General features: G+C 34.8%; 14 protein-coding genes. 9 read left to right on the forward strand and 5 right to left on the reverse strand.

Translation table 11 applies throughout. The annotated features are described in order from the left end of the window. The first annotated feature begins 95 nt into the window (after positions 1-95). The 5 genes from ACMDB5_RS02860 (at position 96) to ACMDB5_RS02880 (ending at position 4,514) form a co-directional block, all read left to right on the forward strand. Positions 96-1,178: a diphosphomevalonate/mevalonate 3,5-bisphosphate decarboxylase family protein gene (locus tag ACMDB5_RS02860; protein ID WP_413999514.1), complete on the forward strand. Its 1,083-nt coding sequence runs from the start codon at positions 96-98 to the stop codon at positions 1,176-1,178. A gap of 40 nt (positions 1,179-1,218) precedes the next feature. After that, positions 1,219-1,413, forward strand: coding sequence for a hypothetical protein (locus tag ACMDB5_RS02865; RefSeq protein WP_413999515.1), 195 nt, complete (start codon positions 1,219-1,221; stop codon positions 1,411-1,413). A gap of 41 nt (positions 1,414-1,454) precedes the next feature. Next, positions 1,455-2,393 carry a mevalonate kinase gene (locus ACMDB5_RS02870; protein ID WP_413999516.1) on the forward strand — a complete coding sequence of 313 codons (939 nt, stop codon included), beginning with the start codon at positions 1,455-1,457 and terminating at the stop codon, positions 2,391-2,393. A gap of 91 nt (positions 2,394-2,484) precedes the next feature. After that, positions 2,485-3,441, forward strand: coding sequence for a geranylgeranylglycerol-phosphate geranylgeranyltransferase (locus ACMDB5_RS02875; RefSeq protein WP_413999517.1), 957 nt, complete (start codon positions 2,485-2,487; stop codon positions 3,439-3,441). 92 nt (positions 3,442-3,533) lie between these two features. After that, complete coding sequence (locus ACMDB5_RS02880; protein WP_414000350.1) at positions 3,534-4,514, forward strand: acyl transferase; 981 nt, start codon at positions 3,534-3,536, stop codon at positions 4,512-4,514. 79 nt (positions 4,515-4,593) lie between these two features. Here the strand turns inward: ACMDB5_RS02880 and tyrS are convergent, their stop codons facing one another. Further along, a complete protein-coding gene (gene tyrS / locus ACMDB5_RS02885) occupies positions 4,594-5,886 on the reverse strand; it encodes a tyrosine--tRNA ligase (RefSeq protein WP_413999518.1) in 1,293 nt (430 codons plus the stop codon). Between the two features lie 128 nt (positions 5,887-6,014). Between tyrS and ACMDB5_RS02890 the strand changes: the two genes are divergently transcribed. After that, positions 6,015-7,022, forward strand: a complete 1,008-nt coding sequence (locus ACMDB5_RS02890) for an NAD-dependent epimerase/dehydratase family protein (RefSeq protein WP_413999519.1) — start codon at positions 6,015-6,017, stop codon at positions 7,020-7,022. 7 nt (positions 7,023-7,029) lie between these two features. Here ACMDB5_RS02890 and ACMDB5_RS02895 read toward each other — a convergent pair whose 3' ends face one another. Genes ACMDB5_RS02895 through ACMDB5_RS02905 form a run of 3 tightly spaced genes read right to left on the reverse strand, consistent with a single transcriptional unit; the run spans position 7,030 to position 9,609 of the window. Continuing rightward, the gene (locus tag ACMDB5_RS02895) at positions 7,030-7,521 is read right to left on the reverse strand and encodes a DUF4296 domain-containing protein (protein ID WP_413999520.1); all 492 of its coding nucleotides are present in this window, start codon (positions 7,519-7,521) and stop codon (positions 7,030-7,032) included. A 9-nt stretch (positions 7,522-7,530) separates the two neighbouring features. Then, entirely contained in the window at positions 7,531-8,871 is a 1,341-nt protein-coding gene (locus tag ACMDB5_RS02900) for a dihydroorotase (RefSeq protein ID WP_413999521.1), read from the reverse strand. A gap of 12 nt (positions 8,872-8,883) precedes the next feature. Continuing rightward, the gene (locus ACMDB5_RS02905; RefSeq protein ID WP_413999522.1) at positions 8,884-9,609 is read right to left on the reverse strand and encodes a polyprenol monophosphomannose synthase; all 726 of its coding nucleotides are present in this window, start codon (positions 9,607-9,609) and stop codon (positions 8,884-8,886) included. Positions 9,610-9,712: 103 nt separating this feature from the next. On the opposite strand from ACMDB5_RS02905, the gene ACMDB5_RS02910 reads away from it, so the two are divergent. The 3 genes from ACMDB5_RS02910 (at position 9,713) to ACMDB5_RS02920 (ending at position 11,785) form a co-directional block, all read left to right on the forward strand. Continuing rightward, positions 9,713-10,384, forward strand: coding sequence for a DUF4271 domain-containing protein (locus tag ACMDB5_RS02910; RefSeq protein ID WP_413999523.1), 672 nt, complete (start codon positions 9,713-9,715; stop codon positions 10,382-10,384). Positions 10,385-10,397: 13 nt separating this feature from the next. Continuing rightward, positions 10,398-11,147 carry a uroporphyrinogen-III synthase gene (locus ACMDB5_RS02915; RefSeq protein ID WP_413999524.1) on the forward strand — a complete coding sequence of 250 codons (750 nt, stop codon included), beginning with the start codon at positions 10,398-10,400 and terminating at the stop codon, positions 11,145-11,147. A gap of 167 nt (positions 11,148-11,314) precedes the next feature. Further along, positions 11,315-11,785 (forward strand): Lrp/AsnC family transcriptional regulator, encoded by a 471-nt coding sequence (locus ACMDB5_RS02920; protein ID WP_413999525.1) that lies wholly within the window; start codon positions 11,315-11,317, stop codon positions 11,783-11,785. Between the two features lie 153 nt (positions 11,786-11,938). On the opposite strand, the gene ACMDB5_RS02925 is transcribed toward ACMDB5_RS02920, so the two are convergent. Then, on the reverse strand, positions 11,939-12,628 hold the full coding sequence (locus ACMDB5_RS02925; protein WP_413999526.1) for a zinc metallopeptidase: 690 nt from the start codon (positions 12,626-12,628) through the stop codon (positions 11,939-11,941). Positions 12,629-12,644 lie beyond the last annotated feature (16 nt).

Here is a 12,644-nt window from a genome sequence, read left to right on the forward strand (position 1 = left end):
TTTGCCAAATTTAATCAAAAGTTTAGTACAATTCAATAAATAAACGAATCGAGGTCTAAATCAAAAAAAGTATCTTTGTCAAAATTTTAGAATTCATGTTTTCAGCAAACGATTTTATACCTACTCCCTATTCTCAAACTGTAGAACAAGGTAATTTCCAATGGAGCGCACCCAGCAATATTGCTTTGGTAAAATATTGGGGAAAGAAAGACAATCAAATTCCGGCCAATCCTTCGGTGAGTTTTACTTTGAAAAATTGTAAAACAATTACCAAGCTGGCTTTCGCCAAAAAAGAAAAGCAAGACGTTTTTTCTTTTGATTTGCTTTTTGAAGGAAAGCCAAAAGAAGATTTCAAACCCAAAATCCAAAAATTCCTAGAACGAATTGAAACATATTTGCCGTTTTTGAAAGCATATCATCTTACGATAGACACTCAAAATACGTTTCCGCACAGTTCGGGAATTGCATCTTCGGCTTCTGGAATGGCGGCTTTGGCGATGAACTTGATGAGCCTGGAAAAAGCATTGAATCCTGAAATGACCGAAGACTATTTTTATCAAAAAGCCTCTTTCTTGGCCCGTTTGGGTTCTGGAAGTGCCTGTCGTAGCGTAAAAGGCGAAGTTGTAGTTTGGGGAAATCAGGCGAATATTGAAGGAAGCTCTGATCTGTTTGGCGTTGAATTTCCTTATGCTATTCACGAGAATTTCAAGAATTACCAAGACACTATTTTATTAGTAGACAAAGGCGAAAAGCAGGTTTCCAGTACATTGGGTCATGATTTGATGCACGACCATCCTTTTGCCGAAAGGCGATTTGCACAAGCACACGAAAACTTAGGCAAACTGATTCCTATTTTTGAAAACGGGAATTTGGAGGAATTCATAAAAGTGGTCGAAAGTGAGGCTTTGACCTTACATGCTATGATGCTGACTTCGATGCCTTATTTCATTTTAATGAAACCCAACACCTTGCAAATCATCAATGCGATTTGGAAATTCAGAAACGAGACTAAAATTCCCGTTTGTTTCACGCTAGATGCCGGTGCCAATGTACATGTTTTGTATCCCGAAAACGTTAGCGTTGCTGTATTACAATTTATTCAGCAAGAATTAGTTGACTTTTGTCAAAATGGGCAGTACCTTTGCGACTCGTTAGGAAATGGAGCGATGCAGTTGTAATACATTTTTTTCATATCTTTAGCCTTAAATAGCTGAAATCATGGATATTCAATCAGAAAAACTAGAATTGATAAAAATGTTGTTAGAAACTGATGACAAAACCATAATTGAAACGATAAAAAGCATTTTAAAATCGGAGAGAAAAAATTCTTTCAAAGAATTATCTCCGGAACAACAAAACGAAATTAATATTGTAATACAAAAAGAAAATCGAGGTGACATCGTCGATTTTTAAAATTAAATTACCAATCTCAAATTGTTAATTTTCAAACAAATATGAAAGGACCCCTATTTTACTCAAAAATATTACTCTTTGGAGAATACGGAATTATTCGTGACTCTAAAGGACTATCTATTCCTTACAATTTCTATAATGGCGCGTTAAAAAGAAATGAAAATCCTTCTGCCGAAGCAATTACATCCAATGCCAGCTTGAAACGTTTTGCCGATTATTTAGAAACTTTACAAAGCGAGCAACCTGACTTAGTTACTTTTGATTTAGGAACGCTAAAGAATGATATTGAAACCGGAATGTATTTTGATTCCAGTATTCCGCAAGGTTATGGTGTGGGAAGTAGTGGCGCATTAGTTGCTGCTATTTACGACAAATATGCCCAGAATAAAATTACGGTTCTTGAGAATTTAACTCGTGAAAAACTATTACAATTAAAAACTATATTTTCTCAAATGGAGAGTTTTTTTCACGGAAAAAGCTCTGGTTTAGATCCGTTGAACAGTTATTTGAGCATCCCGATTCTAATCAATTCTAAAGATAATATTGAGGCGACCGGAATTCCGACACAAAGTTTTGATGGCAAAGGCGCAGTGTTCTTGCTAGATTCAGGAATTGTAGGAGAAACAGCGCCAATGGTTAATATTTTTATGGAAAACCTAAAAGATAAGGGATTCCGTACGATGCTAAAAAACCAATTTGTAAAATATACCGATGCTTGTGTGGAGAATTTCCTTGGCGGAGACATGAAATCTTTATTCTTGAACACCAAGAAACTTTCAAAAGTTGTTTTAAACAATTTCAAGCCAATGATTCCGGAACAATTTCACGCTATCTGGCAAAAAGGGATTGACACCAATGATTATTACCTGAAATTATGCGGATCTGGTGGTGGCGGTTACATTCTTGGTTTTACCGAAGACTTAGAAAAAGCCAAAATTTCTTTGAAAGATTATAAACTGGAAGTGGTTTATCAGTTTTAATTCCTCTCCCCAACCCTCTCCAAAGGAGAGGGAACAAAATGTAAAAAAACTTATCCTTATTATTGGAACTACATCCTTTAAATAAATCTAAATGTTAAGCAGGCAGCACAAACTTCTCATAATGAAAATTGTCAGTTTGTTCTCTGTCGTTAGAGGCTATAACATTCCGATTATTATTATTGCTCAATATCTTTCGGCAATATTTATTCTTGCCCCTGAGAAAAGAGCGCTCGCGGTATTGATGGATTTTCATTTGTTCCTACTCGTTTTTGCTTCGTCTATAACAATCGCTTCAGGTTATATTATCAATAATTTTTACGACAGTAAAAAAGACCTAATCAACCGTCCTAACAAATCCATGCTGGATCGATTGGTAAGCCAAAAAACGAAATTAAACGTTTACTTTACACTAAATTTTATCGCTTCATTAATGGCTCTTGTCGTTTCGTGGCGTGCTTTTTTATACTTTTCGGTCTATATTTTCCTGATTTGGTTCTACTCCCATAAAATAAAAAAATACCCTATAATAGGAAATCTAACCGCAGCTTTACTGGCAGTAATTCCCTTTTTCGCCATATTATTACATTATTATTTCAAGCTTACTTTTGAAGAAATTGAAAGCTACAAGGATCATCTTGCTGTAATTTTTTCGCATGCCAATTTTCTTTTTCTGTTATTGCTCATCCGAGAAATAATTAAAGATTTAGAAAATATAAAAGGAGATCTTGCCAATGGATATCAGACAATTCCGATTATCTACGGCGAAATTATTGCAAAAAAAATCATAACCATCTTAACACTATTAACCATAATTCCGGTTTATGTTCTAATCGAAATTTATGACGTGGGTTATATGGACATTTATTTCTATTTCTGTATGATTGTTCTGATTTTCTTCCTTTTATATTTATGGAAATCCGACAGCAAAGGTCAATATTTACTACTTCACAACATCCTGAAATTCCTTATCGTTGCCGGAGTTTTTTCTATCGTCCTCATCGATCCTTCAGTATTATGGAATGGTAAAAAAATGTTGTTGATCATTTAAAAAAATACAAAAGCAAAAAGTTGACTCTTTCACTAGCTATTGATAAATTCGAAAGACTTACTAAATATTTATACCTTTACACAAAAAAATTCTTGATTACAGCTACCGATATATTTGCCATTTCAAATCAAAAACAATTTGAAAAAATTGCTTTAAAAGTATTTCGTCATCAATATGAAAACAATTTAGTCTATCATGAATTCTGCGATTTCTTGAAAGTCGATATTCATAAAGTAAAATCATTGGCCCAAATTCCTTTTTTGCCTATTCAGTTTTTCAAAAGTCATGCTGTAGTTTCTAACAACAATGCTATTGAAGAAGCTTTTACCAGTAGCGGAACGACCGGAATGATTACCAGCAAGCATTTGGTAACTGATGCTTCCATCTATGAGGAAAGCTACCGCAAAGGATTTTCTCAGTTTTATGGCAACATCGAAGATTATGTGGTTTTGGCATTATTACCTTCCTATCTTGAAAGAGAAGGTTCTTCGTTGATTTATATGGTCGAGGATTTAATTAAATTATCCAATCAGCCCGAGAGCGGTTTTTATTTGCACAACCACGATGAACTGATCAAGAAACTAATTGAATTAGATCAAGCAGGGCAAAATGTAATTCTGATTGGAGTTACCTATGCTTTATTGGATTTAATCGAAAAACAGCAGTTTCAATTGCAAAATACCATTATCATGGAAACAGGCGGTATGAAAGGCAAACGAAAAGAAATGATTCGAGAAGAACTGCACCAGCAACTTTGTGAAGGTTTTGGCGTATCGGCCATTCATTCAGAATATGGCATGACCGAATTGCTATCGCAAGCCTATTCTCTTGGCGAAGGCGTATTCGAATGTCCTTCTTGGATGCAAATCCTCATTCGTGACACCGAAGATGCTTTGTCCTATATTCCTCAAGGAAAAACGGGCGGCATCAACGTAATTGATTTGGCCAACATTAATTCCTGCTCTTTTATTGCCACTCAAGATTTGGGCAAAAAAAATCCCAACAACTCTTTCGAGGTATTGGGACGTTTTGATAATTCCGATATTCGCGGTTGTAATTTAATGGTACTATAAAAGATAATTCGTTTATTTGGTTTTAAGAAGATCGCAATGAACTTCGCTAAAGAAATAACCGAATACACAAATTAACAAATTACACCACTCTCACCACAAAATAATTTTTCTTTCCGCTTTGCAACAACACAAACTGATTGTTGATTAAATCATTGGCAGAAAGTGCGAAATCCTCTTTCACTTTTTCTCTGTTTACCGAAATCGAATTCGCCGTCAAAGCGCGTCTCGCTTCACCATTCGATTTAAAGAAACCTGTTTTTTCGTTTAAGACATCAACAATATTGATTCCTGTTTCGATTTCAGTTCTAGCAATTTCGGCTTGCGGAACACCGTCAAAAACATCTAAGAAAGTGGCCTCATCCAATTGTTTTAAATCATCTGAAGTAGAATTTCCGAACAAAATATTCGATGCTTTAATCGCATTTTCTAAATCTTCTGCCGAATGCACCATTACCGTAATTTCCTCGGCCAAACGTTTTTGCAACAAACGCAAATGCGGTGTTTCTCTATGTTTTTCGGTTAAAACCTCAATTTCTTCTTTCGATAAAAACGTAAAAATCTTGATGTATTTTTCGGCATCCACATCAGAAGTATTCAACCAATATTGGTAAAACTTATAAGGCGAAGTTCGAACTGCATCCAGCCAAATATTTCCTCCTTCTGATTTTCCAAATTTGGTTCCATCCGCTTTTGTAATCAACGGACAAGTCAAAGCATAGGCTTTTCCGCCGGCAATTCTGCGAACTAATTCGGTTCCCGTGGTGATGTTTCCCCATTGGTCACTTCCGCCCATTTGTAGTGTACAACTTTTATTTTTGTACAAATGCAAAAAGTCATATCCTTGAACCAATTGATAGGTAAACTCCGTAAATGACATTCCTTCGGCAGCTTCAGAAGACAAACGTTTCTTTACCGAATCTTTGGCCATCATATAATTCACGGTAATATGTTTACCAACATCACGAATAAAATCCAGAAAAGAAAAATTCTTCATCCAGTCGTAATTATTCACTAACTCAGCAGCATTTGGCGCATCAGAAGTGAAATCTAAAAAACGGGATAATTGTCCTTTTATAGCTTCTTGATTGTGACGCAAAGTTGTTTCGTCTAATAAATTTCTTTCGTTGGATTTTCCTGACGGATCACCAATCATTCCTGTCGCACCACCCACTAAAGCTAATGGCTTGTGTCCAGACAGCTGAAAATGTTTCAATAACATTACTCCAACTAAATGTCCTATATGCAATGAATCGGCAGTTGGGTCAATTCCCACATACCCCACACGCATTTGTTCCATCAAATGTTCTTCTGTGCCCGGCATAACATCATGGAGCATTCCTCTCCAAGTCACTTCTTCAATAAAATTCTTCATCTTTTTTAATCAATTTACTTTCGTCAGTTCAGCCTTTTAAGCTTCATGTGCGCAAAGATAAAATTTATTGTGGATTCGGTTATTTGTTTATTAGCTTATTCGAAAAAAAATATTCGTATTTTAGCAACATGATTTTAGTAACAGGAGGAACCGGTTTAGTAGGCGCACATTTATTGCTTCATTTAGTTGAATCCCAAAGTATCGGGAGTGAGAAGGTTCGGGCAATTTATCGAACTGCCGAAAGCATCAATAAAACGAAATCATTGTTTCAACTTTACAATAGAACTAATCTATTTGATTCTATAGAATGGTTAGAGGCTGATATCATTGATGTTCCTTCTTTAGAACAAGCTTTCGTCGGAATTGATAAAGTGTACCATTGTGCTGCAGTTATCTCATTTGATCCAAAAGACGAAGAATTAATTCGGAAAATTAACATTGAAGGCACCGCAAATATTGTCAATTTCTGTCTTAGCAATTCGATTCAAAAATTGTGTTATATCAGTTCGATAGCAGCATTGGGCGATTTAGCGGCGCATGAAACTATTATTACCGAAGAAACCGAATGGAATCCCGAAAAACCTCACAGCGATTATGCCATCTCTAAATATGGTGCCGAAATGGAAATTTGGCGCGGCCAACAAGAAGGATTAAAAATATTAATTGTAAATCCAGGTGTAATTATTGGCCCTGGTTTTCAAGAACAAGGAAGCGGCTTACTTTTTAAGAAAGTAGCCGATGGCTTAACTTTTTACACTCTTGGGACTAGCGGATTTGTTGCCGTAAGCGATGTTGTCAGAATTAGTAGCGAATTAATGAATAGTGAAATTTGCAATGAAAGATTTACACTAATCGCACAAAACATCTCTTTTAGAGACATATTAAACAGTATTGCAGATGCTTTGCAAGTGCAAAAACCTACTAAGCATGTAAAGCCTTTTTTAATGGAAATAGTATGGAGGGTAGATTGGATTTTATCTGTTGTTTTTAGACAAAAAAGACAGTTTACAAAAGCTACAGCAAAAGCATCTTATTCTAAAAGTCAATACTCAAACGAGAAAATTAAAAGGGTTTTAAAAACCGATTTTATCGATATTCATCAATACATTAAAGAAATTTCAAGCTTGAAGGCTTAATTCATTTTTATTGCAAAGCTTCTTTTTTCATCGAAGATTCCTTTACCAAATTGTGCTTTAAAAATTTCTTCCTTTTCCCAATTACAGAATCCTTTACAGTTAAAGAATCTTTGGCGGGTTTTGCCTTTTTAACTTTTTCTTGCTTCTTTTTTTCCAACATAACTAAAGAATCGGCAACTGCCTTTTCTTTATCGATACGTTTGATAATTTGATCAGACATTGCTTTATACTCTACATAATTAGAAGCATAATAAACATTATTTTGAGCAAATTGAGCACTATCAACTTTATATTTCTTGTAGATAAATTCAGCCGGATTTACTTTATACGGCTCCATCGAAATCGGATTTTGATATTTTATCGCTTCTAAAAGCGACAAATCATACATAATATCCACCATAACGCCTTTTTCAATAAGTCGTTCCGGTTTTTTTACTACCTCCTCTTTACAGCTACTCAGCACTATAAAAAGCACTAAAATTGACATTACTTTTCTCATATTCAGCTCTTATCGATCAAATAACAATCGCTTTCCTGCCTTAATCTCTTTTACTTTAAAGGCAGTATAAACTAATTGTCCGTTTACAAAAGTATGGGTAATTCTGGACTTAAATGTAAATCCTTCAAATGGAGACCAACCACATTTAGCCAAAATATTTTCCTTCTTTACACTCCATGGCAAACCTGGATTTACAATAACTAGATCGGCATAATAACCTTCTTTCACAAAACCACGTTTTTCTATCTTGAAAATTTTTGCCGGATTATGGCACATTTTCTCCACAATCTTCTCAACACTGATTTTCCCTTGGTGAAAAGCTTCAAACATTGCTACTACAGCATGTTGCACTAATGGCCCACCCGAAGGCGCTTTCAGATAAGATTGCTTTTTCTCTTCCAAAGTATGAGGTGCATGATCAGTAGCAATAACATCTATTCTATCATCTAGTAAAGCTTTCCACAAAGCATCTCTATCTTGAGCTGTTTTTACAGCAGGATTCCATTTAATCAAATTCCCCTTTGTGGTGTAATCCTCATTGGTAAACCACAAATGATGTACGCAAACTTCGGCAGTAATTCGTTTCTCTTCCAAAGGAATTTTGTTCGTAAACAAATCCATTTCTTTGGCAGTAGAAAGATGAAAAATATGCAAGCGAGCTCCTGTTTTCTTAGCAAGTGCAATCGCTTTTGAAGATGAAATATAACAAGCTTCTTCGCTACGGATAAGGTGGTGCACCGTTACCGGAACATCCTCACCAAACTCTGCAATATATTTTTCTAAATTACTTTTTATTGTAGCCTCGTCTTCGCAATGCACCGCGATTAACATTGGAGTACTTGAAAATATTTTCTCCAAAGTTGCTTCATTATCCACGAGCATATTTCCGGTTGAGGAACCTAAAAATATTTTAATCCCTGCTACATTTTTCGGATTCGTTTTTAGAACTTCATCCAAATTATCATTGGTAGCTCCCATCATAAACGAATAATTCGCATAGGATTTTTCGGCAGCTAATTGGTATTTTTCTTCTAAAATTTCTTGGGTAACCGCATTAGGAACCGTATTGGGCTGCTCAATATAAGAGGTGATTCCGCCGGCAACTGCGGCTCTAGACTCTGATTCGATATCGCCTTTATAAGTAAGTCCCGGTTCTCTAAAATGCACCTGATCATCAATGGCTCCGGGCATCAAATAATTCCCTTCGGCATCTATGATTTTACAATCCGATGACTTAGCACTTATGCTTTCTGAAATTTCAACAATTAAGTCATTCTCAATTAATACATCGCCCTCAAAAATCACCCCTTCATTTACTATTTTGGCATTCTTAATTAAAACCCTATTCATTGTTTTTTTATATTATAAACTATTAACTAATTTTTTTAATCTCAGAGAAATCACACCAAAAACGGCTTCAACAATAATTGAATTACTCATTTTTGATTGTCCTTTGGTTCTATCTGTAAAAATAATAGGAACCTCAACAATTTTGAAATTTTTACAAAAAGTTCTGTATTTCATTTCAATTTGAAAAGCATAACCCACAAATTTTATTTTATCTAAATTGATCTCTTCCAACAGCTGCCTTTTATAACAAACGAAACCTGCTGTTGCATCATGAATTTTCATTCCGGTAATAAATCGCACATAAACAGATGCAAAATAAGACAATAACACCCTGCTCAATGGCCAGTTCACCACATTTACGCCGGTAACATATCGGGATCCAATTGCTAAATCAGCATCACCAAAATGGCAAGCATCGTATAACTTTTGTAGATCATTTGGGTTATGCGAAAAATCGGCATCCATTTCAAAAATAAAATCATATTTATTTTCCAATGCCCATTTAAAACCATGAACATAAGCGGTTCCTAATCCAGATTTTTTTTCTCTTTTTTCCAAAAACAACCTTCCTTCAAATTCCGATTGCAACAACTGAACCTTATCTGCGGTATGATCCGGAGAATTATCATCGATGATAAGTACGTGAAAAGGTTTGTGTTGCGAAAGCACTGATCTGATAATGCTTTCGATATTTTCAATTTCGTTATAGGTAGGAATTATAACAATACAATCGTTCATGTTTCTAGTAATTTCACCGCAAAAGTAACCTTTTTATGGCATTTGACTCATAATAAAATTATAATAAAAGATTGATACAAAAAATTAGTAATTTTGCCTCGCTATGATTGAACACGTACTTCATCCGAGAATAACCGAAAACAAAGACTGGATAACGGCTTTATTTGTCCTGTCATTTGTTATTATTGCTATAACCAAGTCTGTTTACGAAAACCGATTTGGTGATTTTATGAATTTATTATTTTCAGATAAATATTCAAAAATTTACCGAGACAGCAGTCATCTAAAAAGCGGATTTACCGTTTCGCTGTTCTTTGTTCAAGTTATTTCATTTGCTTTTTTCATTCAGTTTTCGCTGAGTCTTTTTGGTTACGCTTCCAAAACAGATTGGATATTGTATATCCAAATTATAACTTTTCTTATTTTCTTTATTCTATCTAAATATCTGGTAGAAAAAATCATTGCCACGGCATTCAATATTGAGGAATTTGTTGAGCAATTTAACTTACAAAAAGTTACCTATAGGACTTATATTGGGCTTTTTATACTGCCAATCAACGTTATTCTGTTCTATTACGATACAATCTCAAAAAATATTCCATTAATTATAATATTCACTATATTGATATTTAATGTGTTAGCTTATTTGATTTCAATAAAAAACTATCAAAATTTAATATTCAGTAAGTTGTTTTATTTTATTTTATATCTTTGCACTCTCGAAATAGCACCTTATTTTTTTATGTATTATTGGTACACAAAAGGAAGCGCTTAGAAAAAGTTAAAATATGAAAGTGAAAACAATTTTGGTGTCACAACCCGAGCCTAAAGTGGAAAATTCCCCTTACTTTGAGCTTCAGCAAAAGCATAAAGTTAAAATTGATTTCAGACCTTTTATTCACATAGAAGGAGTTAATGCCAAAGAGATTAGACTTCAAAAAATCGATCTTAATCATTATACTGCAATTATTTTAACCAGCAGAAATGCCGTAGACCATTTTTTTAGAGTTGCAGAAGAAATGCGCTTTAAAGTACCCGAAGGATTGAAATATTTTTGTCAATCAGAGGCTGTTGCATTTTACTTGCAAAAATACGTTGTCTATAGAAAAAGAAAAATTTATGTTGGAGCAAAAGATTTTGCCGATTTATCACCATTGATAAAAAAGTACAAAGACGAAAAGTTCCTTTTACCCGCTTCAGATCAATTGAATGCAGACGCTCCTATTACTCTTAACGGATTAAAGGTAGACTGGACTCAGGCAATATTCTACAAAACGGTAATGAGCGATCTTTCTGATTTGGCCGATGTGTATTACGATATCTTGGCGTTTTTTAGCCCAACCGGAATAAAATCTTTGTTCAAAAACTTCCCAGAATTCAAACAAAACAACACTAGAATAGCCGTTTTTGGAAGCACAACTCAAAAGGAAGCCCTAGACCACGGATTAAGAATTGATATTCTTGCTCCAACTCCAGAAACCCCTTCGATGACAATGGCATTAGAAAAATACATAAACGACGCAAACAAAGGAAAATAATCCTGAATTTGTTCTTAAATAGAATCACAAAACCATCAGTTTTACTGATGGTTTTTTTATACCCAAATTTAATTAAAACTTAAAATTACCGAAAACTTATTGTTTTTTATTTAAATTTGATTTAAAAATACAACTAAAACAAAGTTTTTAGTTTCAAAAAGCAACCCATGAAAATCAACTCTCTTGTAGCGGAAATTGACGGTATCGATAAAGAAATCTTAAGATCCTTAATGGAAGATGCCCGTAAGCCAATCCTTCAAATAGCCAATAAAATAGGGATTTCTGGAGCAGCTATTCACCAACGCTTGCGAAAACTGGAACAATCTGGCGTAATTTCAGGCTCTAAATTTGTCGTAAACCAAAAAGTATTAGGCTACAACACCATGGCTTTTGTCGGGATTTATCTGGACAAAGCCGCAAGAAACCCGGAAGCCGTGAAGGATTTGAAAAAAATCCCCGAAGTTTTAGAATGTCATTACACCACCGGAAACTGGTCGATATTGATAAAAATAATTTGTAGAGACAACGAACATTTAATGCAATTACTAAACACCAAAATCCAAGCAATTGAAGGTGTTTCTAGAACTGAAACCTTCATTTCCTTAGACCAACAAATTGACAGACAGATTCAGTTATAATTTTATTGGTTAATCGTTGATTTGGTTATTCGAAAAAAAAAAAAAAAACAATATCCCACAAAAAAAGCCTTAACGCTCAAAGTAGCATAAAGGCTTTTTTTATATAATTCAAGGATACAAATTACCGAATTAACAACAAAACAAATCCAGTTGTTAATCCCTTCTGCTTCCACCCATATAGATTGAAACATAGTACAACAAGGTTGCAATAGAACCAAGAGCTGCAACGACATAAGTTCTAGCCGCCCATTTCAAAGCATCTTTGGCTCCTGCTTGTTCTTGCTGCGTAAGCATTCTTTTATTTTCTAACCAAGCCAAAGCACGGTGACTTGCATCATATTCTACGGGCAAAGTAACTATTGAGAATAAAGTTGTTGCTGCAAAAATTATAATCCCAATCAATAATAATTGCGGAAAACTTTTCATCATCACAATACCTGCCAATAAAATCCATTGCATATAGGTAGATGCCACGTTTACGACAGGAACTAATTTAGAACGCATATTCAACCATTCATAGCCTACCGCATGTTGTACCGCATGACCACATTCATGGGCCGCAACAGCAGCAGCAGCAGCATTACGCTGGTTATAAACAGCCTCGCTTAAATTAACCGTTTTATTTACCGGATTATAATGATCCGTCAATTGTCCCGGAGTCGAAATCACTCTTACATCACGAATCCCGTTATCAGCTAGCATTTTTTCGGCAATTTCGGCGCCACTCATTCCGTTTTGCAATTGTAATTTAGAATAATGCTCAAATTTGCTCTTTAGTCTTGAACTCACCAACCAGCTTGCCAGCATAATAGCTCCAGCCAATATTAAATAACCCATTCCCATATTTCTGTGTTTTATT

This window comes from Flavobacterium sp. W1B, assembly GCF_047344965.1.
Lineage (GTDB): Bacteria > Bacteroidota > Bacteroidia > Flavobacteriales > Flavobacteriaceae > Flavobacterium.

Coding starts and splice junctions, on each gene's coding strand:
- ACMDB5_RS02920 (WP_413999525.1), top strand. CDS start 11,315: ATGAAAATCAACTCTCTTGTAGCGGAAATTGACGGTATCGATAAAGAA.
- ACMDB5_RS02875 (WP_413999517.1), top strand. CDS start 2,485: ATGTTAAGCAGGCAGCACAAACTTCTCATAATGAAAATTGTCAGTTTG.
- tyrS (WP_413999518.1), bottom strand. CDS start 5,886: ATGAAGAATTTTATTGAAGAAGTGACTTGGAGAGGAATGCTCCATGAT.
- ACMDB5_RS02865 (WP_413999515.1), top strand. CDS start 1,219: ATGGATATTCAATCAGAAAAACTAGAATTGATAAAAATGTTGTTAGAA.
- ACMDB5_RS02905 (WP_413999522.1), bottom strand. CDS start 9,609: ATGAACGATTGTATTGTTATAATTCCTACCTATAACGAAATTGAAAAT.
- ACMDB5_RS02900 (WP_413999521.1), bottom strand. CDS start 8,871: ATGAATAGGGTTTTAATTAAGAATGCCAAAATAGTAAATGAAGGGGTG.
- ACMDB5_RS02910 (WP_413999523.1), top strand. CDS start 9,713: ATGATTGAACACGTACTTCATCCGAGAATAACCGAAAACAAAGACTGG.
- ACMDB5_RS02895 (WP_413999520.1), bottom strand. CDS start 7,521: ATGAGAAAAGTAATGTCAATTTTAGTGCTTTTTATAGTGCTGAGTAGC.
- ACMDB5_RS02870 (WP_413999516.1), top strand. CDS start 1,455: ATGAAAGGACCCCTATTTTACTCAAAAATATTACTCTTTGGAGAATAC.
- ACMDB5_RS02890 (WP_413999519.1), top strand. CDS start 6,015: ATGATTTTAGTAACAGGAGGAACCGGTTTAGTAGGCGCACATTTATTG.
- ACMDB5_RS02860 (WP_413999514.1), top strand. CDS start 96: ATGTTTTCAGCAAACGATTTTATACCTACTCCCTATTCTCAAACTGTA.
- ACMDB5_RS02925 (WP_413999526.1), bottom strand. CDS start 12,628: ATGGGAATGGGTTATTTAATATTGGCTGGAGCTATTATGCTGGCAAGC.
- ACMDB5_RS02915 (WP_413999524.1), top strand. CDS start 10,398: ATGAAAGTGAAAACAATTTTGGTGTCACAACCCGAGCCTAAAGTGGAA.